Origin of the sequence: Ligilactobacillus saerimneri DSM 16049 (genome assembly GCF_000423265.1) — a bacterium.
Taxonomy (GTDB): domain Bacteria; phylum Bacillota; class Bacilli; order Lactobacillales; family Lactobacillaceae; genus Ligilactobacillus; species Ligilactobacillus saerimneri.
In genome coordinates this window covers 20,098-47,011 of record NZ_AUHQ01000001.1, presented here as the reverse complement: position 1 = coordinate 47,011, position 26,914 = coordinate 20,098, and the positions used below count along the sequence as shown (strand labels likewise).

The window sequence follows — 26,914 nt, the reverse complement described above, 5'->3', positions numbered from 1 at the left end:
AAAGGGGATTTGTTCAGATAATGAAGCAATCCAAAGTACTGATACCAACGTTGAAAGAGGTGCCAAGTGACGCAGAAACTATCAGCCATCAGTTGATGTTGCGTGCCGGCTATATTAAACAAGTTTCTGCAGGTGTATATGCATATCTGCCATTAGGGTATAAAGTTTTACAGAATATTGAAAAGATTATCCGTGAAGAAATGGAAAAGATTGATGCCATTGAAATGCTAATGCCAGATGTGATTCCAGCGGAACTTTGGCAAGAATCAGGACGATATGATACATACGGGCCTGAATTATATAAGTTTAAAGACCGCCATGACCGGGACTTTATTTTGGGACCAACTCACGAAGAAACATTCACAACGTTAATTCGGGATACAATTAAATCTTATAAGAAGTTGCCATTAGTTCTCTATCAAATTCAGATGAAATATCGGGATGAAAAGCGGCCTCGGAACGGTCTTTTGCGAGGACGTGAATTTCTGATGCAAGATGCTTATTCATTTAGTACAGATGATGAGAGTTTAGATCAAATCTTCATGCAAATGGATAAAGCTTATCAAACAATATTTGACCGGTGTGGTCTAGATTATCGGGGAATCATTGGTGATGCCGGCGCTATGGGTGGTAGCCATTCCAAAGAATTCCAAGCAATTGCTGATATTGGTGAAGATATTATTGTTTATTCTGACCAGAGTGATTATGCTGCTAATATTGAAATGGCTAAGAACTTGCGGACATTACAGCAATCACACGAGCAACCAAGTGAGCTAAAGAAGGTGCCAACACCAGGAGCTAAGACTATTGATGAAGTGGCTCAGTTCTTAGACCTAGATACGGGAAACATGATCAAGACGTTATTGTTTGTAGCTGATGACGAACCGGTACTGGTTTTGATGCGGGGTAATGATCAGGTAAATGAAGTCAAATTAAAGAATACCCTGCACGCAAATAATTTACGGCCTGCAACTGATGAAGAAGCAGTTACTTATTTAGGAGCTGACTTTGGTTCCTTAGGCCCAGTAGGTGTGTCAGGAGTTAAGACCTTGGCGGACTTGGACATTGAAAAAATGGTTAATATTGCCGTTGGTGCTAACGAAAATGGATTCCATTACTTGAATGCCAACCTTGACCGTGACTTCACAGTTGATGAATTTGCTGATTTGCGGACAGTTCAAGAGGGAGAATTATCTCCTGATGGTGAAGGTAAACTGCAATTCACTCGTGGAATTGAAATTGGACACATTTTTGAACTGGGGACCAGGTACTCTGACTCAATGAAGGCATTGGTATTGGATGAAAACGGCCGTCAGTTGCCAGTTAAGATGGGATCATATGGGATTGGGGTTTCACGGCTCCTATCTGCAATTGTTGAGCAATACAGTGATGAAAACGGGATCACATGGCCACGATCAATTGCACCATATGATATTCATGTGATTCCAGTCAACGTTAAGAAAGCTGAACAGAGAGAATTAGCGGAACAAATCACTGCTGACTTGGAAGCACAAGGTTACCGAGTATTGGAAGATGACCGTAAGGAACGGGCAGGAGTTAAGTTTGCTGATGCTGACTTGATTGGTTTGCCTGTGCGTATCACTGTTGGTAAGAAAGCCAGTGAAGGAATCGTTGAGATTAAGTTGCGTAAGACGGGTGAAACATTAGAAGTCAAGACTGATGAATTACTCAACTCATTAGCAATTTTATTAAAAGATAAGCAATAATCTGGTACAAGGGTCCTCTATCATGTATAACGATACGTGGTAGAGGATTTTTAAACGCTCAAAATGATAGTGAAAGGAGATAGACTGTGGCAGAAGATAAAAAGACACTGTTTCATAATTTGTTAGATCAGATTGCATGGTCACAGGATGAACGGGGAGTATTTGCGGATGCGACGATTGATGAAGTGGATGTGCATACGCAGTCGCAACGTTGGGATTTTCATATCACTCTTGATGATATTCTTCCATACGCGACTTTTTTACGCTTTGAACAAAGTATTAGCAAGGCATTCGCACATATTGCACCGGTGCGCTTGTTCATTCAAACTCGTAGTGCGCAGGTAACTACACCTGATTTAGGAGATTATTGGCCATGGGTCATTGCCAATACGGGACTCAATTCCCCATTATTGGCTGAAATTGGTCGAAGTCAAGCTCCATACCTAGAAGAAAAGCGGGTATTTATAACTGTTGAAAATGATGTGATCAAGAATTTTCTTGTGAATCAAGCTTTAGGTCCAATTGAAGAAGCATATCAGCGAGTGGGCTTTCCGCGCTTTTCTATTAAGACCTTAGTTGACCAGACTAAATCGCAAGAGAAGATCCAACAGTTACGCTCAGAAAAAGCAAAAAACGACCAAGAGTTGGCGCGCCGAGCGATGGAAGCTATTAAGAAACAAAATCAGCAACATCCAAAAGCAGCTAAGCCACAAAATAGTGTTTCCGGACCTACCCAGTTAGGGACACAGATAAAAGATACGGAACCGATTCGGCAAATGATTACGATCCAGGAAGAAGAGCGGATGGTAGTTGTTCAGGGATACATCTTTGACAAAGAAATTCGAAAGTTTCGTTCAGGGCGACAACTTCTCTTGATAAAAGTCACTGATTATAGCTCGTCAATGATCGTCAAAATGTTTTCACGGGGTGAAGATGACGAGGCACTGTTTGCTACGATTGAAACCGGACAATGGGTCAAAGTTCGGGGAAGTGTGCAAGAAGATGATTATAGCCATGATTTGACTATTACCGCTAAAGGAATTCAACAAGTTGAACATGCTAGTCGTCAGGATACAAGTCAGACCGGTAAGAGAGTCGAGCTTCACCTCCACTCCAATATGAGTATGATGGATGCCACTACTAGCATTGGGGCTTATGTCAAACAAGCACTCAAATGGGGGCATAAAGCAATTGCAATTACCGATCATGGTACTCTGCAGGCATTTCCTGAAGCACATAATGCTGCTAATGGTAAAGATATTAAGATCCTGTATGGGGTTGAAGCCAACCTAGTAGATGACGGGATTCCAATTGCATATAATGAGGTGCATCGGAACTTAAAAGAAACAACGTATGTAATCTTTGATACAGAAACGACGGGTTTATCTGCACGCTATGACAAAGTGATTGAATTGGCTGCTGTAAAGATGCAGGGTGGAACTGTAATTGACCGTTTCGATGAATTTATTGATCCAGGCCATCCGCTATCACAGACGACGATCAATTTGACAAGTATTACCGATGAGATGGTAAGAGGGTCAAAAACGGAAGAAGAAGTCTTTCGGATGTTTAAAGACTTCTGTCGTGACGCAGTGATTGTTGGACATAATGCAACTTTTGACGTGGATTTCATGAACGTCGGATATCAGCGGCATGGGATGGATCCTATTACAGAACCGTGGATCGATACTTTACCACTGGCCCGTTTCCTTTATCCAGAAATGCGGGGCTTTAGATTAAATACTTTAGCCAAGAAATTGAATGTAACTTTGGAACATCATCACCGCGCGATTTATGATGCTGAAGCTACCGGGTACATTTACTATGCGATGCTTAAAGATGCTGAAACTAGGTTTGAAATTCAGTATCATGATCAGTTTAATGAACATATTGGTGAAAATGATGCCTATAAGCATGAACATCCTAGCCATGCCATAATTTTGGCGCAAACACAAGCTGGTTTGAAAAACCTCTTTAAATTGGCTTCTGAGTCAATGGTTAATTATTTTTATCGTGTGCCACGCATTCCCCGTTCCTTGTTGCAGAAATACCGGGAAGGGCTTTTGGTCGGGAGTGCATGCGCTGAAGGCGAAGTATTTACTGCGATGATGCAAAAGGGTTATCAGGATGCAAAGGAAAAAGCTGCTTTCTATGACTATTTGGAAGTTCAGCCTAAAGCCTTGTATCAGCCATTAATTGAACAAGAATTAGTGAGAGATGAGCATAACCTTGAGGAAATCATTGCTAATATGGTAGAACTGGGGCACGAACTAGGAAAACCAGTAGTTGCTACGGGTGATGTTCATTTCATGAACAAAGAAGACAGTATTTATCGGGAAGTATTGATTAACTCACAGGGAGGAGCCAATCCTTTAAATCGGCTACGACAATTGCCTGACGCTCATTTCCGAACAACTGATGAAATGCTGGCAGACTTTGCCTTCTTAGGTCGGGAAACGGCTCAAGAAATAGTGATCGATAATCCTAACAAGGTAGCCGATATGGTAGATGAGATCTCTCCAGTTAAGGATAAATTGTACACGCCTAAAATGGAGGGAGCGGAAGACAATATTCGCAATCTGACAATGAATACAGCCCATGAATGGTACGGTGATCCCTTGCCGGAGATCGTAGATCAACGGCTGCAAAAAGAATTGAAGTCGATCATTGGGAATGGGTTCTCAGTGATTTATCTGATTTCGCAAATGTTAGTGTTTAAATCCAATAAGGATGGATACCTGGTTGGTTCACGGGGATCTGTCGGTTCAAGTCTAGTGGCTACAATGACAGGGATTACAGAAGTTAACCCTTTGCCACCACATTACCGGTGCCCAGAGTGTAAGTGGTCCCATTTCTATGTCAAAGGAGAATATGGTTCTGGATATGACTTGCCAGATAAAGATTGTCCCAAGTGTGGTGCCCACTTGATTAAGGATGGGCAGGATATTCCTTTCGAAACCTTCTTAGGATTCAAAGGAAATAAGGTTCCTGATATCGATTTGAATTTCTCTGGGGATTACCAGCCGATTGCCCACAATTATACTAAAGTTTTGTTCGGAGAAAACAATGTTTTTCGGGCAGGAACAATCGGTACTATTGCAGATAAAACCGCATATGGCTATGTTAAAGCATATGAGCGTGATAAAGGATTGCATTTACGTAATGCGGAGATTGATCGGTTGGCCAAGGGAACAACTGGGGTCAAACGGACTACGGGGCAACACCCGGCCGGAATTCTGGTTGTACCTGATTATATGGATATTTATGATTTTACTCCTATCCAATACCCAGCCGATGATCAGACAGCAGCTTGGAAGACAACACACTTTGATTTCCATTCTATTCACGATAATATCCTGAAATTAGATATTTTAGGCCACGATGATCCGACGATGATCAGAATGTTGCAAGATCTTTCGGGAATTGATCCTAAAACTATTCCAATGGATGATCCGGGAGTGATGAAGCTCTTTTCTGGGACAGATGTTCTGGGGGTAACACCTGAACAGATTCAGTCAAAGACAGGAACACTCGGTGTGCCAGAATTCGGAACACGATTTGTGCGTGAAATGTTAGATCAAACGCACCCAGATACTTTTGCTTCCTTATTAAAGATCTCTGGTTTGTCACACGGGACAGATGTGTGGTTAGGTAACGCTCAAGATCTGATTAAAAACGGAACAGTGACGATTGAAAATGTTATTGGTTGTCGTGATGATATCATGATGGATTTGATTCATTATGGAATGCCAAATGATTTGTCCTTTAAGATCATGGAACACGTTCGGAAGGGACGGGGGATTCCAGATGATTGGCAAGAAGAAATGAAGAAGAATGTCCCTGATTGGTATATTGATGCTTGTTTGAAAATCAAGTACATGTTCCCTAAGGCTCATGCGACAGCGTATATTATGATGGCCTTGCGGATTGCATATTTCAAAGTTTATTTCCCAATTGTTTATTATGCAGCCTACTTCTCAGTACGGGCCGACGATTTTGATCTGGTGGCTATGTCTCGCGGGAAAGAAGCAGTTAAAGAAGCAATGAAGGAAATTAATGATAAAGGGAACGATGCATCTGCTAAAGAGAAAAACCTACTAACAGTATTGGAACTAGCTAATGAAATGCTTGAACGTGGGTTTAGTTTTAAGATGGTTGATTTGGATAAGTCAGATGCTGCAGATTGGTTGATTGACGGTAAAAATTTAATTGCCCCATTTTCAGCTATTCCGGGCTTAGGTTTAAACGTAGCTAAGCAAATTGTTGCTGCTCGGGAAGAAAAACCATTCTTATCCAAAGAAGATCTTGCACAGCGGGGCAAAGTTTCGCAAACTTTGATTGACTTTATGGATGCTAATAATGTTTTAGCAGATTTACCTGACGCTAATCAGTTAAGCTTGTTCTAAATAAGAATTTATAAGACGGTTTGTGTTTTTTAGACACAGACCGTTTTTTTTGAAAATTTAATTAGGAAGAATGTTTGAATATTTCTTAGCACTCGCTTGACAACACTGCTAAATGAAGGTATATTTGATAATGTAATTTAGCACTTGATCTATTTAAGTGCTAAAAAGAGGTGATGATGATGTTAACGAAACGGCAGTTGTTAATTTTGGAAGCAATAATTCGAGATTACACAAGTGCAGGTCAGCCTATTGGCTCAAAGACGTTGCAGAATCAATTACCAGTTCATGTAAGTTCAGCGACTATTCGTAATGAGATGGCGACTTTAGAAAAATTAGGATACTTAATCAAAGAACATTCTAGTTCTGGTCGTTATCCATCTTTAAAAGGGTATCGCTTCTATGTTGATCACCTGGTTAAGCCAGAAAAGATTAACAAAGAGGATATTCAAGGGATTAGAGCATCGTTTGGAAGTGAATTTCAAAAGGTGGACGAGATTGTTGCTACTTCGGCTCGTGTTTTATCTGAGATTACTAATTATACTGCTATCTCATTGAAGCCTGACTCAAAGGAAGTCCGTTTGGAGGGCTTTCGGATGGTTCCTTTTGGTGAGCAACAGGTAATGGTGATTTTGGTCACGAGTGATGGTTCGGTGGAAAGTCAGATTTTCTCCTTACCTGAAGGTATCACTGGGGAGGTTTTGGAACCAGTGATAAGAATTATTAATGACCAGGTAGTTGGCTATCCACTTAGTCAAATTGCTGACCGCTTACAAGAGAGTATCGTTTTGCTGACCAAGTATCTGCGGCAACCAGAAGGCTTTCTTGATGTATTTGGTCGGGCTTTGGATAAGTCGCTCCAAAGTCAATTTTATGTTGGTGGCAAGATGAACTTATTGAACTTTATTGATAGTGATAATGTTGATCAGGTCAAAGCATTATATTCACTAGTTGATCATTCGCAAGATATCAGTGCTTTGTTAGGTGATGTTGGACCGAATGATATTACTGTCAAGTTTGGCAACGAGCTACAGAACCAACCAGGGAATTATAGTTTAATTTCTGCTCATTACAATATTGAAAATCATGGGCAAGGGATCATTGCGTTATTGGGACCAACTAATATGCCATACTCGAAGTTGATTGGTTTATTAGGAGTGTTCAGACAGGAATTGACCCAACGCTTGATCGATTATTATCGTAATCTTGATAGTTAGAAAAGGGGTGTTGGTTTGACTGAGAAAGATAAGCAAGCTGAATCAGTGGAAACAACAGTTGATGATAAAAAAGAAACTGCTACTGCTGCACAGAAAGAGCAAGATGATACTGCAAAACTGTTAGCAGAATTGAAGCAAAAGAATGAAGAACTAGAAAATAAGTATCTGCGTGCAGCTGCGGAGATTCAAAATATGACCCGGCGTTTCAAAAAAGAGCAAGAACAGTTGCTTAGATACGAGGGTCAATCACTAGCACGGGATATTCTTCCTGTGGTTGATAACTTGCAACGTGCACTTTTAACTGAAGCAGATGACGATGCTTCGCGCCAACTTAAGCATGGGATTGAGTTGGTAGCAAAAGATTTAGAGAAGGCATTGAAAGATAATAAAATCACTCAAATTGATGCCTTGAATCAACCTTTTGATCCACAAATTCACCAGGCAGTTAAAACTGTTCCGGCTGAAAATGAAGATCAAAAAGATCATGTCATTGAAGTGTATCAAGAAGGTTACTTACTGAGAGACCGCGTATTGAGACCAGCAATGGTTGTTGTGGCACAATAAATTACGAGAGAGGTAGAAAGCATATGTCAAAGATTATTGGTATTGACTTAGGGACAACTAACTCTGCAGTGGCTGTCCTTGAAGGTAAGGATCCAAAAATTATTACTAACCCAGAAGGAAATCGGACTACTCCTTCCGTTGTTTCTTTCAAGAATGGTGAACACCAAGTAGGGGAAGTGGCTAAGCGGCAAGCTATCACTAACCCTGATACAGTTTCATCCATTAAGAGTCACATGGGTGAAGCAGGCTACAAAGTGAATGTGGCTGGTAAAGATTATACTCCGCAAGAAATTTCTGCAATGATTTTACAATACATTAAGGATTATGCAGAATCATATTTGGGTGAAAAAGTTACTGAAGCTGTTATTACTGTTCCAGCTTACTTTAATGATGCTCAACGGCAAGCAACTAAGGATGCTGGGAAGATTGCCGGCTTAGATGTTAAGCGGATCATTAACGAACCAACTGCAGCTTCTTTGGCTTATGGTTTGGATAAGCAAGATAAAGATGAAAAGATTTTAGTTTATGACCTTGGTGGGGGTACTTTTGACGTTTCTATTCTTGAATTAGGGGACGGTGTGTTCCAAGTATTGTCTACTAACGGGGATACTCACCTTGGTGGGAATGACTTTGACCAAGCAATTATTGATTGGTTAGTTGCTGAATTTAAGCGTGATAATGGTATTGATCTTTCTCAAGATAAGATGGCAATGCAACGGTTGAAGGATGCAGCTGAAAAGGCAAAGAAGGATCTTTCTGGGATTCAATCAGCACAAATCTCACTACCATTTATCACTGCTGGTGCTAATGGACCATTGCACTTAGAGACTACTTTAACTCGGGCTAAGTTCAATGAATTAACTGCTGACTTAGTTGAACGGACTAAGGCACCAGTTATGAACGCATTAAGTGATGCGGGCTTATCTGCTTCTGATATTGATGAAGTGATTTTGAATGGTGGTTCAACTCGGATTCCTGCTGTTCAAGAAATGGTTAAGAACTTAATGGGTAAGGAACCTAACCACTCAATCAACCCTGATGAAGCCGTAGCTTTAGGGGCTGCTATTCAAGGTGGTGTGATTACTGGTGATGTTAAAGACGTTGTCTTGTTGGATGTTACACCATTGTCATTAGGGATCGAAACAATGGGTGGTGTCTTCACTAAGTTGATTGACCGGAATACCACTATCCCAACTTCTAAGAGCCAAGTGTTCTCTACTGCAGCTGACAACCAACCTGCTGTAGATATTCACGTTCTCCAAGGTGAACGGCCAATGGCTGCTGATAACAAGACTTTGGGTCGGTTCCAATTAACGGATATTCCACCTGCACCACGTGGTGTGCCACAAATTCAAGTAACATTTGATATTGATAAGAATGGTATTGTTAATGTATCAGCTAAGGATATGGGCACTAATAAGGAACAAAAGATCACTATCAAGAGTTCCTCAGGTCTTTCAGATGAAGAAATTGAACGGATGGTAAAAGAAGCTAAGGAAAACGAAGCTTCTGACAAGAAGCGCAAGGAAGAAGTTGATTTGCGCAACGAAGTAGATCAATTGCTCTTCACCACTGAAAAGACGCTCAAGGAATTGGATGGCAAAGTTTCAGCTGATGAAGTTAAGAAGGCCGAAGATGCACGTGATGCGTTGAAGAAGGCTCAAGAAGCTAATGATCTTGAAGCAATGAAGACGAAGAAAGACGAATTGAACAACGTCATTCAAGAACTCTCCGTCAAGTTATACCAACAAGCTCAACAAGCACAAAATGATGCACAAGCTAACGGTAATAACACAACAAATAATGATGACAATACTGTTGATGGTGATTTCAAAGAAGTTAACCCAGACGACAAAAAGTAATTAGTTAAATAATTATTGATAGAAAGTCAAGGCCAGTCGGTGGGCTTTGACTTTTTATTTTTAAATATGCTAGTCTTTTGATAGTATTTTGTCCGTAAGGTTGGAGGGTAATTATGGCAGAACAGATTGATCCATATAAAGTTTTGGGCGTTTCTAAAGATGCGTCTGATGCAGATATTAAGAAAGCATATCGGCACTTATCTAAAAAGTACCACCCTGATCTTAACCATGAGGCAGGGGCAGAAGAAAAGTTTAAGCAGGTTAATGATGCTTATGATATTCTCAAGGATCCGCAAAAGAAAGCTCAGTATGACCAGTTCGGTTCTACTGGTGGTCAAGGCTTCGGCGGTGCCGGTGGCTACGGCAATGCTGGTGGTTTTGACGGCTTTGGTGGTTTTGGCGATATGGGTGACATCTTTAGCTCATTCTTTGGTGGTGGCCGGACGCAATCACGAACAGCACCACGACAGGGACGTGATCTCCAATATACTTTGAATTTAAAGTTTGAAGAAGCTATCTTTGGTAAAAAAGAAACTATCAAGTATAGCCGCCAAGCGGAGTGTAAAACTTGCCATGGTTCAGGCGCTAAGGCAGGTACTTCACCTGTCACATGTTCTAAGTGTGGTGGTCGTGGCTTTATTCAAGTACAACGGCAAACACCATTGGGACGGGTGATGACACAACAGGAATGTGATGTTTGTCATGGTACTGGTAAAGAGATCAAAGAAAAATGTGAAGTTTGTCATGGGGTTGGACACGTTTCCGAACAACATGAAGTTGAAGTTACTATTCCTGCTGGGATTGAGAACGGTAACCAGATGCGGTTACAAGGTCAAGGTGAAGCAGGAATTAATGGTGGTCCTTATGGTGATCTTTATATTATCTTCGTGGTTGAACCAAGCAAGATTTTCGAACGGGACGGTGCCGATATTTACTATGAACAGCCAATCAGTTTCGTGCAGGCTGCTCTGGGGGACGAGATTCGAGTTAAAACCGTCCATGGTGATGTCGATATGAAGATCCCTGCGGGGACACAGACAGGAACTGTATTCAGACTGCGTGGAAAAGGAGCTCCACGTTTGCGTGGTAAAGGGAACGGTGATGAAAAAGTTACTGTAACGATTGAGACACCAAAGAAACTAAATAAGAAGCAAAAGTTAGCATTAAAGGCTTTTGCTGAAGCTTCTGGTTTTAAGCCAGCAAATGAAAAGGGTTCTTTTTTTGACCGACTAAAGAATTTATAAATGATATTTAATGACGGGACTGATCTAACGGTTTTAGATTAGACCGTCATTTTTTGCTAATCAACAATATATAGTGTTTTTTCGTATTGACAATGCTATATATAGTGTTATTATAGGTAAGTCATATTTTGGAGAGAGAGGTTGATTACTTGTGAAAAGTGAGCGTAATATTCAAGAAAATTATTTCGTGTGGCTTTGGAATCAGTTAAAGGGATGGCCAGTCCAAAACTACATGCTATGGTTTTTTGCTTTTGGATTTCAGTTGGCATTATTGGTTAGCCAACCGTTTACCACAGTAACTGTAATTACATTTATTGGGACGATGTTAGGGACAGCTTGTGTGCTAGCCATTAATGCTACTAAGGCAATTAATGGCTGGTTAGGATTAATTTCTGCAGCATGTTTCATCTATGCCAGCTGGGCAGCCAAAAACTATCTTGCAATTTTTGAACAAGTTGCCTACATTATCACCTTAGACTTACCAGTTATCATTGCGATTAATTCATGGAATGATGATACTAAGAATAATTTACGGAAGTTCGGCGGAAAAGAATGGTTGGTTGCAATTATCGGTACAGTAATCGTATATGTTGTTTCAGGTTTCTTAATTGGGCACTATACTAATGATCCTCGTCCATGGATTGATGCGATTAGCTTCGCAATTTCCTTGACTGCCGGTATCATGTGTTTCTTGCGTTACAGTAACCAATATTTTTGGTGGTTAGCTTCGGGGATTTTTCAATTGATTCTATGGGGTGTGACATTTGCCCAAGGAGATGCTACATTAGCGATGGCAATCAATTCTTTAATCTATGTTGCCAACGATATTTTAGCCTTCACTGTGTCCCCATGGTTCAACCGGGGCCGGAAAAAAGCTGGTTTGAAGGAAATATAGTAATTTATTAAGTAGATAATAGAGAAGCTTTAAGCGGGGATAACCTTTCCTTGCTTAAAGCTTTTTTGTGTTATGAAACTTCTTACCTGAATTTTTGAAAAAGAGTATCCTGAAAGAAGAAAGAATATCAGAAGGAGGGTAAAAATGAAAAGATTATGGTTATCGATAAGAGATATTGGAGCGATTTTGTTATTAACTATTTTGAGCATAGTAGTCGGTGGAGTTTGGTTACAATCCTGGGAGGTTAACCGCTGGGTATTACCAATGCACTATTTTTTAGCTCCACTCATTGAATTTATGATTTTTTGGCCTGGTTTTGTCTTTTTGAAAAAAAGGCTGTATCATGATGAGTTTCAGACAATTAAAATTCCTCCCGCTTTCCGAAAAGATTACTTTGGCTATGCGGGGCTACTACTCGGATTATCTTACGGAGGTTTTTTGTTACTAGGAGTACGATTTGTTTTTCCAAAAATAGATAGATATCTGTTAGCTCAAAACGGGGCATCGTTGTTAGGCGCGGTAATCATTGCACCGTTGATTGAAGAAGTGGTTTTTCGGGGGGATTTTCACACAGCTTACTAAGCACTATAACTTGAAAGTAGGGTTGTGGGGCTCAGCGCTTATATTTGGAGCAGTGCACCTAATGAATGGTAGTTTGGACTGGATAAGTGCAATTCAACTCGTCATTGCTGGAACAGTAATGGGGATGCTTCTAAATACTATATATATCAAAGAAAAACCATCTGGGCTAGCTTTACTGTTCATGCTTTGTACAATACGATGGGGAGCTTGATTCCCATAGGTAGCCATATAAGCCCAGATTGGTTTATGCAGTTGATCCTAAAAAATAATGATCGGTTGCTTACGGGTGGGGAATACGGTATTGATTGTAGTTTAATCAATATCAGTGACCTATTTAATTGTCATGATAATTATTGTATATAGGTATAAAAAGAAAGAATCTTTGATGGATTGACCAACCACGCAAATATAAAAAAGCCTTAGAGAAAATGCTAAACATCTTTCTCTAAGGCTCAAAATAAAACAAGTGATTCGGGAGAGATTCGAACTCTCGACCTACGGTTTAGAAGACCGTTGCTCTATCCAGCTGAGCTACCGAACCAACAACAGATATTATTATATTGGCTTGGTTAAACAATGTCAATTATTTTCTGGTATTAGGACAATATTAATTGGTATATTCACGATAAAATTCATTGACAAGGATTGTTTTAATTGCTAATATATTATCGTTGTATTTGTGCATACCACAACTGCAACCGCACGTTTTAAGTTTGAAGTGTCTTCTGGTTATCAGGAGACCACTAAATTACGGCGAGTCTAAGTCAATTATAAGGAGGTGCACATGATGTACGCAATTATTAAAACTGGCGGTAAGCAACTTAAAGTTGAAGAAGGCCAAACTATCTACGTTGAAAAGCTTAATGCTAACGCAGGTGACAAGGTTACTTTTGACCAAGTAGTATTCGTTGGCGGTGAAAAGACTGTCATCGGTACTCCTGTTGTTGAAGGTGCTAGTGTTGAAGCTACTGTTGAAAAGCAAGGTCGTGCTAAGAAGGTTGTAACTTACAAGTACAAGCCAAAGAAGCACTCACACACTAAGCAAGGTCACCGTCAACCATACACTAAGTTGGTTGTTAACAAGATCAATGCTTAATGAAATGGCAAGGTGATTGCAATGATTCGGGTTAAGTTTTATTACCATGAAAAGCAATTATCTGGCTTCCAATTGCGGGGTCACGCTGAGTCAGGTCCATATGGACAAGACATTGTATGTGCAGCCGTTTCAATGCTAACAATCAATACGATTAATAGTATTGAGGAGTTGGCTGGGATCGACCCCGGTGATTTTCAGCAGTATTATGCCAATCAGAAAGATGGTGGCGATATCAAGTTTAAACTGACTGCCGCTCAGGCTCAGGATGAACGTGTTGCCTTACTTTTAGCATCTTTCAAACTAGGCATTAAAACCACTGCAGAACAATATAAAGATTTTATTACGATAAAAAATTAACATGCGGAGGTGAATTGATATGTTAAAAATGGATTTACAATTCTTCTCAAAGCACAAGGGTGGCGGTTCTTCCACTAACGGTCGTGACTCCAATCCTAAGTATTTGGGTTCAAAAGTTGCTGATGGTCAAGAAGTAACTGGTGGTTCAATCTTATACCGTCAACGCGGTACTAAGATCTACCCAGGTGAAAACGTTGGTATGGGTAAGGATAACACTCTTTACGCAAAGGTTGCTGGCGTTGTTCGTTTCGAACGTATGGGTCGTTCTAAGCGCAAAGCTTCTGTTTACCCAGTTGCTGAATAATAATTAGTAAGCTATGTTCATATGAGCATAGCTTTTTATTTTCCATACTGAAATATCGATTGAGGAGGGAAAGCTATGTTATATAACGCAAAACGTGTTGTTGCATTACGTCAAGAGATGCAACGGTTAAAGGTTGATGCTTTTTTGGTGACAGACAGGGCCAACATTAAATATATTAGCGGTTTTACCGGCGACGATGGGATATTACTAGTAACAGAAAACCAGCAATATATTATTACGGATAGTCGTTTTGAACAACAAGTTAAAACAGATAATCCCGAGTGGAGTTTTTGTAACACACGCGATTATTTAGGCTCAGCTTTAAAAATTGCTGCCCAAAAACACCTAGTTGCTATGGCTTTTGAAAGCAACATTGATTATGCTAGCTATGATTTTTTGGATGAGAATGCTGTCTGTGATATTGTTCCATTTACAGGTGTGATTGAACGTTTGCGTTCCTTTAAGGATGATGACGAAGTAGCGCTCCTCAAGCAAAGTTGTATCCTAGCAGGAAAAGGATATCAATATATCCTCGATACAATTCATCCTGGGCAAACCGAAGCACAAGTCGCAGCCGAATTAGACTATTTCATGAAGATGAATGGTGCAAGTCAGTGGTCTTTTGAAACGATTGTTGCGAGTGGTGAAAGAACTACGTGGCCTCACGGGACGTTTACCAATAAAAAATTAAGTGATGGTGATTTAATAACGCTTGATTTTGGATATTATTATCAAGATTATACTTCTGATGTCACTAGAACATTTAGTATAGGTAAGCAAGTTAATGCACAGGTCAAGGATATTTATGAAACGGTTCTTGAAGCTAATCAACGAACAATTGCAGCAATCAAGCCAGGGATAACTGGGCGTGAATTGGATGCCATTGGTCGAGAATACATAGCACAAAAAGGATATGGAGAGTATTTTAATCATGGGATGGGCCATGGAATTGGATTGTCAATTCATGAGTTGCCGAACGTTGGGCGATCATATGCAGACCAGATGATGCCAGGACAAGTAGTGACGATTGAACCAGGGATTTATGTTCCAGGTGTCGGTGGTGTACGGATCGAGGATGATATTTTGATTACGCCTACGGGTCATGAAAATCTAACCCCTTTTTCTAAGGCATATACGGAAGTATAACCGTTTGGGAAAGTATTTGTCCTGGACTTTAACTTGACGAGGGCGGTTCTACATGTGAGAATATATTTAAGTACAATGGGTGTAGCTTGTAGCGAAATCAAGCTAAGCGTTGTTTTAGGAGGAAGAAGTATATGATTTCTGTAAATGATTTTAAAAACGGCTTAACGATCGAAGTAGATGGTCAATTGTGGCGGGTAATTGAATTCTTACACGTTAAGCCAGGTAAAGGTTCAGCATTTGTGCGTTCTAAGTTGAAGAACTTGCGTAATGGTGCTGTTCAAGAAAAAACTTTCCGTGCTGGTGAAAAAGTACAACAAGCTCAAATTGATACCAAGAGCATGCAATACCTCTATAATGATGGGGATAGCTATGTCTTCATGGATACCAATACTTATGAACAAATTGCTATTCCAGCAGTTAATATGCAAGATGAATTGAAGTACTTGAAGGAAAACATGGAAGTTTCTGTAATCATGTTTGGTTCAGAAACATTAGGGATTGAATTACCAAACGTAGTTGAATTAACAGTTACTGAAACTGAACCAACTATTAAGGGGAACACAGCTTCTGGTGGATCCAAGCCAGCAACTATGGAAACTGGTTTGGTAACACAAGTGCCATTCTTCATCAACGAAGGGGACGTGCTTAAGATCAATACCAGCGATGGGACATACATCTCACGTGCTTAATGTGTGATAACACGATAGGAGGTTGGAACGATGGCAGAAGATAATAGTATTCTGTTAGCAAACAAAGAGCCTAACTTGGGGCAAATTAGAATTGCACCAGAGGTTATTGAAATTATCATTGGGATTGCTGCAAGCCAGGTAGAAGGCGTGTATTCAATGCAGGGGTCATTTGCTAATAATGTTTCCGAGTTTTTTGGACGGAAGTCACACAGTAAGGGTGTTCATCTAGAAAATAGTGCTGATGGAATCATCGTTGACCTCTATGCCTTCTTAGATTATGGGGTTTCTGTTCCTAAAGTAGCGGTTGCAATTCAAGATAAAGTTGTCCAACAAGTGTTGTTCATGACTGGATTGAAGCTACAAACAGTTAACGTGCATATCGAGGGTGTTATCTCCCAAAAAGAAGAACAGGTTGTTGATCCTGACAATATCTTTGCAGAGGACAATGGTGACGAACAGTGACTTTAACTAGACATGATATTAGAAAAGCGGCATTTCAGACGCTTTTTGCGGTAAGAAGCAATGCTGATGCTGATCCTAAGCAAGTAATGTTACAGGTGTTGGATGCAGAAGAACAAACTGATTCAGCCCTACCAGAATACTTAGTAACTCTTGTTGAAGGGGTAATTAAGCACGAAGATGAACTTAACGATGCTATCAGTAATTACCTGAAAAAAGGGTGGACAGTAAAACGTCTGAACAAAACAGACTTGCTGATTCTGCAAATTGCAGTATTTGAAATTAAGTATGTAACTGACATTCCAGCCAAGGTTTCAGTTAACGAAGCATTACAATTGGCCAAGGAATTTAGTGATGATAAGTCGCGTGGATTTATCAATGGTGTATTGGCAAACTTAATTTAATTGATTAAACAGTCATCTTAGTTTAGCAGCGTAAGCGGCTGGCTAGGATGATTTTTTAATATCCAAGTTTCACTTAGAAACGTTGTTTTTTTCACTAAGCGCCTATGCTAACATTAGAAAGGTAAGAACGAATGGAGGAGATAACATGACGGTATTATTGGATGGGAAAAAACTGGCGACTACGGTGCGTTCAAAATTAAAAGAACGGACTGCGGCATTACGTGCAAAGGGAATCATTCCACGGTTAGTAGTAATCATGGTAGGTGATAACTCAGCAAGTGCTGTGTATGTCAGAAATAAGAAAAGAGTGGCTACTGAAGTGGGCATTGAGGCCGTAGATTTACATCTTCCTGTAACAACTAGTCAAGATGAATTATTGGCTTTGATTGATCAATATAACCAAGATCCAAAAGTTCATGGAATCTTAGTGCAGTTGCCCCTTCCCCAACAAATAGATGAAAAAGTAGTTACACAGGCTATCTCCCCCCTAAAAGATGTTGATGGTTTTCACCCAATGAATGTGGGGCAATTATTTATGGGAACACCGCAAGCTCTTCCTTGTACTCCACGCGGTATCATGGAACTATTGGCAGCATATGATATTGAAGTTGCCGGCAAAAATGTCGTGATTATTGGGCGTTCTAATATCGTTGGGCGACCAATGGCAGCCCTGATGGTCAACCATGATGCAACAGTAACAATCACTCATAGTAAGACCCAGAATTTAGCGGCAATAACGCGACAAGCAGATATTCTGGTCGTAGCAATTGGACGGGGTGAGTTTGTTACTAAGGATTTCGTTAAACCTGGCGCTGTAGTGGTTGATGTCGGAATGAATCATAATGCAGAAGGTAGGCTGGTTGGAGACGTTAAGCGCGATGACATGTTAGACCATGCGTCATATTTAACTCCTGTTCCTGGTGGTGTTGGACCAATGACGATTGCGATGCTAATGCAACAAACGGTAGAGTTTGCAGAGAGAAGTTAAAATTATGAGTGATAGATACTTAACGGTTTCGTTATTAAATAAGTATATTAAGCGTAAATTTACGGCCGACCCATACTTAGGAAAAATATATCTAAGTGGTGAAATTTCAAATTTTAGGTTAAGATCCCGGCACCAGTATTTTAGCCTTAAAGATGAAAACGCTAAAATCGACGTTGTCATGTTTGCGAGTGATTTTAATAAGATCAAATTTGTTCCTGAAGAAGGAATGAAGGTGCTGGTTAGTGGCTACGTAGATGTTTATGAAGCATCAGGTAGGTACCAGTTTTATATTAAGACCATGGAACCAGATGGGGTTGGGGCCCTGTACCAAGCTTATGAGCAACTTAAGCGCAAGTTAGAGCAAGAAGGTTTGTTCTCTGCTCCTAAAAAAGTTATTCCACAATTTCCCCAGCGGATAGCTGTTATTACAAGTCCGAGCGGAGCAGTAATTAAAGATATTATTACGACAACTCGTAGAAGGTATCCTATTGCACAGATTGTTCTTTTTCCGGCTGAAGTACAGGGAGAAAGAGCGGCTGACAGCCTAGTGGCACGCTTGAAAGAAGTCAACCTGCGTGGTGATTTCGATACGATTATCATCGGGCGTGGTGGGGGCTCAATTGAAGATCTCTGGCCATTTAATGAAGAAAAAGTTGCGCGAGCTATTTTTGCTAGCGCTATCCCCGTCATATCCTCAGTTGGACATCAGACCGATACAACAATTGCGGACTTAGTAGCTGACCGGCGAGCTGCCACGCCAACAGCAGCGGCCGAGTTGGCAACGCCTGTTTTGGAAGAGGTGCTTATTCAGATTGCTCGTAATCAGCAAACTTTATTTAATATAATTCATATGGTATTACAACAGCACCTACGTAATTGGCAGAAAATTCAGCAATCGTATATTTTTAAGCAACCAGGGCGGTTATACGATAGTTATTTGCAAAAGGTTGATTATTTAGATAATAGTCTAAAGCAAAATTTCAAACACTGTTTGGCTCAAAGAAAAACAGAGCTGATTAGCTTGCAGGGGAGAATACAGGTGGCTAGTCCTCAACAACAATTAGAATTAGCAACTAACAAGTACAACATTCTTGTAACCAATCTAGGGGCGGAGATGAATGGATATCTCAAGCAACGCCAGGATCAGTTGCAACAGGCGGTTACTTCATTGGATATGTTGAGCCCACTTAAAGTTTTAGGCCGGGGTTATACTTATGTTAAGAAAGATGACCAAGTGATTAAAACGGTTAGCCAGCTTAACGTTGGGGAAGAACTCAGCCTTCATTTTCAAGATGGGGCGGCAGATGTAGAGGTAAGAAAAATTAAGGGAGCTGAAAAATAGTGGCAGAGGAATTAACATTTGAACAAAAAATGCAACAATTAGAAGCAATTGTTTCTCAATTAGAACGAGGAGATGTCCCATTAGAAGCGGCTTTAACCCAGTTTGAAAAGGGAGTTAAGTTAAGTGCAGAGCTAAAGCAAACCCTCGACCAGGCAGAACGAACTGTAGCAAAGGTGATTGATGCCCAGGGTAATGAAGTTGAATTCAGTCGGGATAGTGGCGAAGAAAATGACTAATGCTAGTGGGAAAATGAGCAACCGAATTGACCAATTAGAGCAAGCAATGGACCAATATTTAGCAACATTACAGGCGCCATCTAAATTAAAAGAAGCTATGCGCTATTCTCTTGATGCTGGAGGTAAACGCATCAGACCGTTGTTAACCTTGGCTTTCAAAGAATACTTCACAGGTGAAGTGGTAACGACTGATATTGATGTTGCTGCATGCATCGAAATGATTCATACGTATTCGCTAATTCATGATGATTTGCCGGAAATGGATAACGATGATTTACGCCGTGGAAAACCAACCAATCATAAAGTGTTTGGACAAGCAATGGCAGTCTTAGCAGGCGACGGGTTATTGACAACTGCTTTTGAGCGTTTGACAACTATTTCCTTGGCTCCAGCAGTAATTGTTGAGTTAACGCATAAATTAGCGTTGGCAGCCGGTGCGCAGGGGATGGTAGGTGGCCAAGTTGGCGATATTTTAGGGGAGCAAAAGCAACTAACCTTGGCTGAATTGCAAATGGTCCACGAAGGAAAGACGGGAGCATTGTTACAGTATGCTTGTGAAGCGGGTGCGATTTTAGCTGCTCAACCCCCAACAGTAAAAGAAATAGTGGCGCATTTTGGGTTAAACTTTGGGCTAGCCTTTCAAATTTATGATGATATCCAGGATGTAGTTTCAACAACAGCTAAGATGGGCAAGAAAGTTCATAAGGATCAAGCGCACAATAAAAATACTTATCCAGGATTATTAGGACTTGCGGGAGCACAAGAACACTTAACAAAGATGGTAGCCATTTGTCGGTCTGACTTGTTGCAGTTAGAGCAGATTACGGGACAAGAACCAAGCACATTAAATGAATTTTTAGAGTATTTCAAGAGGTAAAGTATGAAAAAAGAACGAGTTGATGTTTTATTAGTTCAACAAGGCTTATTTGACACGCGGGAACAGGCTAAGCGTGCAGTTATGGCCGGCGAAATCTTAGGCGAGAACGAAGAACGTTTGGATAAACCGGGCCAAAAGATAGACCCGGCGATTAAGTTGCATTTTAAAGGGAAAAAGATGCCCTATGTTAGTCGCGGTGGCTTAAAGTTAGCCAAAGCTCTGAAAGTGTTTGAGGTAGAAATCAAAGATAAGCATGTTTTGGATATTGGTTCATCTACCGGTGGGTTTACCGATGTTGCCTTACAAAATGGCGCAACCCTAAGCTATGCTCTTGATGTAGGAACAAATCAATTAGCTTGGAAACTGCGGCAGGATCCGCGGGTAGTTGTTATGGAAAATACTAATTTCCGCTATTCTAAACCAGAAGATTTCACACATGGGCAGCCTGATTTTGCAACAATTGATGTTAGTTTCATTTCATTACGTTTGATTCTGCCTAATTTACATTCTATTCTCAAAGAGAACGGGGATGTTGTTGCATTAATAAAACCTCAGTTCGAAGCTGGACGAGAAAAAGTAGGGAAACACGGAATTGTTCGCGACCCACAAACACATTTGGAAGTTCTGCAAGAGATTGTTTCTTTTGCAGTTGCCAATGGATATGATGTTCAAGGACTAGACTTTTCACCTATTACTGGCGGTGAAGGGAATATTGAGTTTTTAGCGCACCTAGTTGCACGGACCACTGCTGAAGGGACAATTGCACCAGAAATTGACCTGGCAACAGTGGTCAAGCAAGCGCAAGCAACATTGAAACCATAAAGATTAAGCGAGGCGGTGAGAGTTATGAATAAGCATGATCGGCAAAAATTGATCAAGAAATTAATTACTAATAATGAAATTTACCGTCAAGAAGAACTCGTGCAACTTTTGTTAGAGCACAAAGTCAAGGTAACGCAAGCAACTGTGTCACGGGATATCAATGAGTTGCAGTTAATGAAACTGCCAGTGGCAGGAGGGAAGTACCGCTACATTTTACCGCATGAGCATACAAGTAACGCAGAGCAGAAGTTGCAAGAAGTTTTGCGTGATGTTTTTGTCCTAGCAGATTACAACGATAAGCTGTGTGTCATAAAAGTTTTACCAGGCAATGGGCCAATTGTATCCGGTTTAGTCGAGAAGATGGAGTATCCAGGCTTTTTCGCAACATTGGATGATGATGATACAATCATGATTTTTATGCGTACTGCAAGTGAAGCACGCAAAATTTATCATGAGATTATTCGCTTGGTTTCATGATGTTGTAGCAGGAGGAGAGTTATGTTACAAGAGCTAACGATTCGTGATTTTGCAATTATTGAAAAGATGGACGTTGCTTTTCAATCTCAGATGACAGTGTTAACCGGGGAAACTGGGGCCGGAAAATCAATCGTCATTGATGCTCTAGGTCTTTTAGCTGGTGGCCGTGGTGCGAGCGAATATATTCGAAAAGGAGCTACAAAAGCGGTTATTCAAGGGCTGTTTACGCTCCCAGAAAAGTCGGCAACTTTAGATTTACTGGCAGATTTAGGGATCGAATATTCGCCAGATGGGCTTATTTTAGAACGTGATTTGTATCGGAGTGGACGCAATATTTGTCGTATTAACGGGATCATGGTAAATCTCACGACATTACGGCGTGTAGGGGAAACGTTGATTGACATCCATGGACAAAATGAACATCAGGAACTAATGCATCCTGAGCGGCACTTGGGTCTACTTGATGAATATGAACCGCAAATTGCTGTTTTAGCTGAGAAATATCGGAATAAATATCGTATTTTTTTAAAGCAAAAAGATTTGTTGGAACGGATGGAGCGTAACGAAAAAGCTTGGGTACAGCGCTTAGATATGCTCCAATTTCAAATTGATGAGATCGAGGCTGCAAATCTTCAGACTGATGAAGAGGAACGTCTCCAAGAAGAGAAGGTTAAGTTAGACAATTTTCAGACAATCCATACCGCCCTTGAAGCAAGCTACCAAACACTAACAAATGATGAAGAAGATGTGGTTGGTAAATTAGGCGTTGCGATGGATGCTCTGGAAGAAGCCCAGGAATATTCACCTGAACTAGCTACAATTTATAATAAGATTTCTGATGCCTTCTATAACTTGCAGGATATTGCCCATGATATTTCAGGTGAACTGAGTGATATGGAGTGGGATCCTAATCGTTTAGATGAGGTAGAACAACGTTTGGAAACTATCAGTATGCTCAAACGCAAATATGGTGATGACATTCCGCAAATTTTAACCTATTATCATAAAATTAAGACCGAATTGGATGAGATGCAACAAGCAGGAGCTGAATCGGCTGACCTGAAAGAAGCATATGCTCAGGCTCATAAAGAAGCTTTGGACATGGCTAAGAAACTCCATGTACAACGAGAACATGTTGCCCATGAACTAGAAACAGAAGTTCATCGTCAACTACAAGCACTTTACATGGATAAAGCTGTCTTCGCAGTTAAATTTATGTCCTCAACAGATCTTACACCTAATGGAATTGACCAGGTTGAATTTTATATTCAGACAAATCCAGGTGAAAATATGGGGCCGCTTGCCAAAATTGCTTCAGGAGGGGAACTGTCGCGTATAATGTTGGCCTTAAAAACAATTTTCGCGCAACATCAAGGAGTAACGTCAATTATTTTTGATGAAGTGGATACTGGTGTTTCTGGAAGAGTTGCACAAGCAATAGCCGAAAAGATTAGTCAAGTGGCGCATTATTCACAGGTTCTCTGCATCACACATCTTCCTCAGGTGGCTGCAATATCTGATCATCAATACCATATTGAGAAGAAAGTTATTAATGGGCGGACTGAAACAAGTATTCATAAGCTAACGCCAGCTGAAAGAGTTGATGAGTTAGCACGGATGTTGTCTGGAGCGGAGGTTACTGAACTAACGCAAAGTCATGCGGTAGAGTTGTTGCGCATGGCAGAAGAAATTCGTCAGCAAACACGGAATTAAATAAATAGCTTCCACAACAAGGTGTTGAGCTAAACTAGGACGATGGTTGGTGCAAAGTATGGCGACCTTTGTTTGTACTTAGCCACTACAGACTTGTGGTTATTTTCCCTGTTATCTGTGTGTTATTTAGTGAGTAAACAAATAAGGCTGTGAGAAAACAGAGTTTTCTCACAGCCTCTTAAATTTAGTCAATATAGCATATTACGGTAAAGTCCGATGACCTTGCCTAATATAGTTACATCAGACAGGATAATCGGTTCGAATGAATCGTTTTCCGGTTGAAGGCGAATATGCCCGTCTTCAAGAAAGAATCGCTTACAAGTTGCTTCATTAAGATCAGTCATGGCAATAACGATATCGCCGTTGTCAGCTGTGCTTTGGCGCCGGACGATGACTTGATCGCCGTTTAGGATGCCACAATTAATCATGCTTTCCCCTTTGATAGTGAGCATAAAAAGATCATTATTGTCTTCAATATCTGGTGGCAACGGGAAAAAGCCGTCGACATTTTGTTCTGCTAGGATGGGTTCACCAGCTGTGACGGTACCAATTTGAGGGATGAAGTTATCAGGTGTGGCTGTTGTAGTCACACCAAGTTTTTCTCTACCTTGAGCAGTCACTTCGATTGCTCGTGGTTTGGTTGGATCACGTTTGATTAATCCTTTTTTTTCTAATTTCGATAAGTGACCGTGAACGGTTGAAGTGGAGGAAAGATTAACCACCTTACCAATTTCACGAACGGTAGGTGGATATCCTCGTTCTTCAACACAGTCATAAATATATTGGAGCACGGCCAACTGACGCTTCTCTGATGCTTTGGTCATTTATGACACCTCAATCAGTAGTATTTTTTTCAGTTTAGCATAAAAAAATTAATTTTTCAAACTAACGTTCGCTTGTAGTTTGAAATCATAGTAATTTTTAGGTATGATTAAAAACGATAAAGGAGGAGCACTATGGCAGAAAATAATGGTATTCCACAAGAATTAATAGATCGAATTAATGAACTTGCACGTAAGAAAAAAGCTAATGGGTTAACAGAAGCTGAATCAGCTGAGCAAAAGGAATTGCGGCAACGCTATTTGCGGTTATTCCGTCAAGGTTTTCGTGATCGAATCGAAATGTTACGTGTTTATGATGATGAAGGCAATGAAGTTACCCCAACTAAGCTTCGTGATATTCAGCGAAAAAAAGGGTTGCGGGAAGATTAGGTATTTGATGAGCGCGATTAAATATTATCGGCGCTTTATTTTTTTGCTAATTTTTTGTAAAATTGTAGGGAAGAAAGTGGAAAGGAGCTAGGACATGTCAACAGGAGTCTGGATCGTATTAGTTATTATTGCATTGATTGCCGGAACTGTAATTGGTTTCTTTGTTGCTCGGCGGGCACAGGAAAACTATTTGAAGAACAATCCACCAATCAACGAACAAATGTTACGAACAATGATGATTCAAATGGGGCAAAAGCCATCTGAAAAGAAGTTGCGCCAAATGGTTAACTCTATGAAGAGCAACTATGGTAAGAATGATAAGTAACAAAAAGGCTGGGAGAAACATTGTTTTCTCGCCAGCCTTTCTTTAACTTTTGGCAAATGATTAATCTCTATGTGCTAACTATATAGCTACACAAAGTTGGAAATTTAGCACTATTTTTTAGGGTGTGGGTCAGTATAATGAAAGTTTGGATCAATAGAATGATCTAACTGGACAAATTGTTGTTCCATTTGCTGAATGATCTCTTGTTGGTAAGCAGCATCCAGCTTACGTTTACGATCAAGATAAATTGGTTCACCAAAGGCAACAGTTACCCGTTTACGACTAAATAATCGCTTGAAAGTCAGTGGTCCTTGATAGACAGCAGGAACAATAGGTTTGCCACTAAGTTTAGCGATTAGCGTAACGCCACCCTTTAACTCTTGCGAATGCCGGGTTCCTGACGGAAACATAATCAAAGACAGATCAGATTTGCGCAGACTTTTAACAGGAATTTTGATCGCTGAAGGACCAGGATCCTGACGATTTACTGGGAAAGCATTAGCCCGAGTGAGAATCCAACGGAGAATAGGATTGGCAAATAGTTCTTTTTTTGCCATAAAGCTAAATTTCTTGGGAGCTGCAGCTAACGCAAAGTAAATTGGATCAAACCATGTTCTATGTGGTCCAACTAAGATATAGTTTCCTTCGGGAAGTTTTTCACGATTCAGGTAGTGGGCGTTACCGTTGATCAGAGCAAGCAGGAAACGACAAAGGCCCCTAACGAAAGAATAAAACATTGTATCTTCATCATCCTTTCTTAATGGTTTAAGTATGCAAGATTTAGTCATTAAAAGCAATAGGGGCTTTAACGAGCATATTGATTGGTAAATATGTTGGCATGCTAAAATAAATAGTTGAATAAATTGGTATAAACAGTAATAACTACACAGGGGAATAATGAATGAACAAAGATTTATTGAAGGCGAGTGAACGTATTGACCGTTTACACGCACAAGACATTGATATTATTCAAAGCGCAGAAGTATTCGCTTTTTCACTAGATGCAGTTTTGTTGGCGCACTTTGCCAATCCGATTAGAAATGCACGCGCAGTAACAGTTGATCTCTGCGCTGGAAATGGAGCTGTAAGTTTATTTCTTAGTACAAAAGTTCAAGGACCTATATATGCCGTAGAAATTCAAGAACGGTTGGCAGATATGGCACAGCGAAGTGTGGTCCTTAATCGTTTGGATGATCGGATGCAGGTTTTGAACATTGACCTGAATGATTGCCTGACATATATCCAGCCAGGAAGTGTTGCCAACGTGACATGTAATCCCCCTTATTTTGCCGATTTGCCTGCTAGTCAGAAAAATCCTAATGAGTATTTGGCCATTGCTCGTCACGAACTTAAAGTTACATTAGAACAAACGATTAAGATGGCAGGACGCCTGTTAAAGAGTAATGGTCGGGCATTCTTTGTCCATCGGCCTGAACGATTGGGTGAAATTTTTCATTATATGGAAGAAAATAAGCTTCAACCCAAACGAGTTCAATTAGTACATCCCAAAAAGGATCGGGAAGCTAACATTGTGTTAATCGAAGCACTTAAAGATGGTAAGAAAGGTGGGATCCATTTCTTGCCACCCCTAATCACATATAATGAAATGAATGAATACACATCTGAAGTAAAGAGGATTTTGTATGGGGAAGAAAAATGAGGCGTACTTTTATGTGTTGCTTTGTGCAGATGGAACACTGTATGGCGGTTATACTACCGACTTAGAACATCGGCTATTGATGCATAATCAAGGAAAGGGAGCTAAATATACGCGGAGTCGCCGCCCAGTCCAAATGATATATCATGAAAATTTTGCAGATAAATCATCAGCACTGAAGGCAGAGTATCAGTTTAAACACCAGTCGCGCCAGAAAAAGTTAGCTTACTTACGGCAGCATAAAGTCAAGATATAGGAGTTATTATTTATGGATGATTTTGACAAATTGATTACATTTACTCAAAATATCATAAAAA

29 protein-coding genes, 1 tRNA gene and 1 other annotated feature are annotated in these 26,914 nt (G+C 40.4%); of the genes, 27 read left to right on the top strand and 3 right to left on the bottom strand.

Going from position 1 to position 26,914, the window contains the following annotated elements:
• The first annotated feature begins 20 nt into the window (after positions 1–20).
• From G541_RS0100355 to G541_RS10770, 9 genes are all read left to right on the top strand, one after another.
• Positions 21–1,727, top strand: a complete 1,707-nt coding sequence (locus tag G541_RS0100355) for a proline--tRNA ligase (RefSeq protein WP_009554659.1) — start codon at positions 21–23, stop codon at positions 1,725–1,727.
• Between the two features lie 86 nt (positions 1,728–1,813).
• Positions 1,814–6,133, top strand: a complete 4,320-nt coding sequence (locus G541_RS0100350; RefSeq protein WP_027826106.1) for a PolC-type DNA polymerase III — start codon at positions 1,814–1,816, stop codon at positions 6,131–6,133.
• Positions 6,134–6,312: 179 nt separating this feature from the next.
• Positions 6,313–7,347 carry a heat-inducible transcriptional repressor HrcA gene (hrcA, locus tag G541_RS0100345; protein WP_009554655.1) on the top strand — a complete coding sequence of 345 codons (1,035 nt, stop codon included), beginning with the start codon at positions 6,313–6,315 and terminating at the stop codon, positions 7,345–7,347.
• 15 nt (positions 7,348–7,362) lie between these two features.
• Complete coding sequence (gene grpE / locus G541_RS0100340; protein WP_027826105.1) at positions 7,363–7,911, top strand: nucleotide exchange factor GrpE; 549 nt, start codon at positions 7,363–7,365, stop codon at positions 7,909–7,911.
• Positions 7,912–7,934: 23 nt separating this feature from the next.
• Positions 7,935–9,773, top strand: coding sequence for a molecular chaperone DnaK (dnaK, locus tag G541_RS0100335; protein WP_027826104.1), 1,839 nt, complete (start codon positions 7,935–7,937; stop codon positions 9,771–9,773).
• A gap of 113 nt (positions 9,774–9,886) precedes the next feature.
• Complete coding sequence (gene dnaJ / locus G541_RS0100330) at positions 9,887–11,017, top strand: molecular chaperone DnaJ (protein WP_027826103.1); 1,131 nt, start codon at positions 9,887–9,889, stop codon at positions 11,015–11,017.
• Positions 11,018–11,168: 151 nt separating this feature from the next.
• Positions 11,169–11,912: a nicotinamide riboside transporter PnuC gene (pnuC, locus tag G541_RS0100325; RefSeq protein WP_027826102.1), complete on the top strand. Its 744-nt coding sequence runs from the start codon at positions 11,169–11,171 to the stop codon at positions 11,910–11,912.
• A 144-nt stretch (positions 11,913–12,056) separates the two neighbouring features.
• On the top strand, positions 12,057–12,494 hold the full coding sequence (locus tag G541_RS0100320) for a hypothetical protein (RefSeq protein ID WP_027826101.1): 438 nt from the start codon (positions 12,057–12,059) through the stop codon (positions 12,492–12,494).
• On the top strand, positions 12,451–12,705 hold the full coding sequence (locus G541_RS10770; protein ID WP_081654750.1) for a CPBP family glutamic-type intramembrane protease: 255 nt from the start codon (positions 12,451–12,453) through the stop codon (positions 12,703–12,705). Before G541_RS0100320 ends, G541_RS10770 begins: the two co-directional genes overlap by 44 nt.
• 256 nt (positions 12,706–12,961) lie before the next feature.
• Here G541_RS10770 and G541_RS0100310 read toward each other — a convergent pair.
• Positions 12,962–13,035, bottom strand: a tRNA-Arg gene (locus tag G541_RS0100310).
• A 145-nt stretch (positions 13,036–13,180) separates the two neighbouring features.
• Positions 13,181–13,265, top strand: a sequence feature (ribosomal protein L21 leader region).
• A 16-nt stretch (positions 13,266–13,281) separates the two neighbouring features.
• Between G541_RS0100310 and rplU the strand changes: the two genes are divergently transcribed.
• From rplU to recN, 14 genes are all read left to right on the top strand, one after another.
• Positions 13,282–13,590 carry a 50S ribosomal protein L21 gene (rplU, locus tag G541_RS0100305; RefSeq protein ID WP_009554647.1) on the top strand — a complete coding sequence of 103 codons (309 nt, stop codon included), beginning with the start codon at positions 13,282–13,284 and terminating at the stop codon, positions 13,588–13,590.
• A 21-nt stretch (positions 13,591–13,611) separates the two neighbouring features.
• Positions 13,612–13,947, top strand: a complete 336-nt coding sequence (locus tag G541_RS0100300; protein WP_009554646.1) for a ribosomal-processing cysteine protease Prp — start codon at positions 13,612–13,614, stop codon at positions 13,945–13,947.
• Positions 13,948–13,966: 19 nt separating this feature from the next.
• Entirely contained in the window at positions 13,967–14,251 is a 285-nt protein-coding gene (rpmA, locus tag G541_RS0100295) for a 50S ribosomal protein L27 (protein ID WP_009554645.1), read from the top strand.
• Between the two features lie 75 nt (positions 14,252–14,326).
• The gene (locus tag G541_RS0100290) at positions 14,327–15,397 is read left to right on the top strand and encodes a M24 family metallopeptidase (RefSeq protein WP_027826099.1); all 1,071 of its coding nucleotides are present in this window, start codon (positions 14,327–14,329) and stop codon (positions 15,395–15,397) included.
• A gap of 131 nt (positions 15,398–15,528) precedes the next feature.
• Complete coding sequence (gene efp / locus G541_RS0100285) at positions 15,529–16,086, top strand: elongation factor P (RefSeq protein WP_027826098.1); 558 nt, start codon at positions 15,529–15,531, stop codon at positions 16,084–16,086.
• 30 nt (positions 16,087–16,116) lie between these two features.
• Complete coding sequence (locus G541_RS0100280) at positions 16,117–16,548, top strand: Asp23/Gls24 family envelope stress response protein (RefSeq protein WP_009554640.1); 432 nt, start codon at positions 16,117–16,119, stop codon at positions 16,546–16,548.
• Entirely contained in the window at positions 16,545–16,949 is a 405-nt protein-coding gene (nusB, locus tag G541_RS0100275) for a transcription antitermination factor NusB (protein ID WP_027826097.1), read from the top strand. Before G541_RS0100280 ends, nusB begins: the two co-directional genes overlap by 4 nt.
• Before the next feature lie 145 nt (positions 16,950–17,094).
• The gene (gene folD / locus G541_RS0100270; RefSeq protein WP_027826096.1) at positions 17,095–17,937 is read left to right on the top strand and encodes a bifunctional methylenetetrahydrofolate dehydrogenase/methenyltetrahydrofolate cyclohydrolase FolD; all 843 of its coding nucleotides are present in this window, start codon (positions 17,095–17,097) and stop codon (positions 17,935–17,937) included.
• A gap of 4 nt (positions 17,938–17,941) precedes the next feature.
• The gene (xseA, locus tag G541_RS0100265; RefSeq protein ID WP_027826095.1) at positions 17,942–19,279 is read left to right on the top strand and encodes an exodeoxyribonuclease VII large subunit; all 1,338 of its coding nucleotides are present in this window, start codon (positions 17,942–17,944) and stop codon (positions 19,277–19,279) included.
• A complete protein-coding gene (locus G541_RS0100260; RefSeq protein WP_009554628.1) occupies positions 19,279–19,515 on the top strand; it encodes an exodeoxyribonuclease VII small subunit in 237 nt (78 codons plus the stop codon). The genes xseA and G541_RS0100260 overlap by 1 nt, the downstream gene beginning before the upstream one ends.
• Positions 19,508–20,392, top strand: coding sequence for a polyprenyl synthetase family protein (locus tag G541_RS0100255; RefSeq protein WP_081654749.1), 885 nt, complete (start codon positions 19,508–19,510; stop codon positions 20,390–20,392). The genes G541_RS0100260 and G541_RS0100255 overlap by 8 nt, the downstream gene beginning before the upstream one ends.
• A 3-nt stretch (positions 20,393–20,395) precedes the next feature.
• A complete protein-coding gene (locus tag G541_RS0100250) occupies positions 20,396–21,214 on the top strand; it encodes a TlyA family RNA methyltransferase (RefSeq protein ID WP_009554623.1) in 819 nt (272 codons plus the stop codon).
• Between the two features lie 24 nt (positions 21,215–21,238).
• Positions 21,239–21,691, top strand: coding sequence for an arginine repressor (locus G541_RS0100245; RefSeq protein ID WP_009554618.1), 453 nt, complete (start codon positions 21,239–21,241; stop codon positions 21,689–21,691).
• A 21-nt stretch (positions 21,692–21,712) separates the two neighbouring features.
• Positions 21,713–23,404 carry a DNA repair protein RecN gene (recN, locus tag G541_RS0100240; RefSeq protein ID WP_027826093.1) on the top strand — a complete coding sequence of 564 codons (1,692 nt, stop codon included), beginning with the start codon at positions 21,713–21,715 and terminating at the stop codon, positions 23,402–23,404.
• A gap of 188 nt (positions 23,405–23,592) precedes the next feature.
• Here the strand turns inward: recN and lexA are convergent, their stop codons facing one another.
• Positions 23,593–24,228, bottom strand: a complete 636-nt coding sequence (gene lexA / locus G541_RS0100235; protein ID WP_009554613.1) for a transcriptional repressor LexA — start codon at positions 24,226–24,228, stop codon at positions 23,593–23,595.
• A gap of 132 nt (positions 24,229–24,360) precedes the next feature.
• On the opposite strand from lexA, the gene G541_RS0100230 reads away from it, so the two are divergent.
• Positions 24,361–24,615, top strand: coding sequence for a DUF896 domain-containing protein (locus tag G541_RS0100230; protein ID WP_009554611.1), 255 nt, complete (start codon positions 24,361–24,363; stop codon positions 24,613–24,615).
• A gap of 94 nt (positions 24,616–24,709) precedes the next feature.
• On the top strand, positions 24,710–24,940 hold the full coding sequence (locus tag G541_RS0100225; RefSeq protein WP_009554609.1) for a YneF family protein: 231 nt from the start codon (positions 24,710–24,712) through the stop codon (positions 24,938–24,940).
• A gap of 110 nt (positions 24,941–25,050) precedes the next feature.
• Here G541_RS0100225 and G541_RS0100220 read toward each other — a convergent pair whose 3' ends face one another.
• Complete coding sequence (locus G541_RS0100220) at positions 25,051–25,677, bottom strand: lysophospholipid acyltransferase family protein (protein WP_009554608.1); 627 nt, start codon at positions 25,675–25,677, stop codon at positions 25,051–25,053.
• Positions 25,678–25,841: 164 nt separating this feature from the next.
• Here G541_RS0100220 and G541_RS0100215 point away from each other — a divergent pair, with 164 nt between their 5' ends.
• Both G541_RS0100215 and G541_RS0100210 read left to right on the top strand, forming a co-directional pair.
• Entirely contained in the window at positions 25,842–26,600 is a 759-nt protein-coding gene (locus G541_RS0100215; protein ID WP_027826092.1) for a tRNA1(Val) (adenine(37)-N6)-methyltransferase, read from the top strand.
• Positions 26,584–26,853: a GIY-YIG nuclease family protein gene (locus G541_RS0100210; protein WP_009554606.1), complete on the top strand. Its 270-nt coding sequence runs from the start codon at positions 26,584–26,586 to the stop codon at positions 26,851–26,853. The genes G541_RS0100215 and G541_RS0100210 overlap by 17 nt, the downstream gene beginning before the upstream one ends.
• Positions 26,854–26,914: the final 61 nt, after the last annotated feature.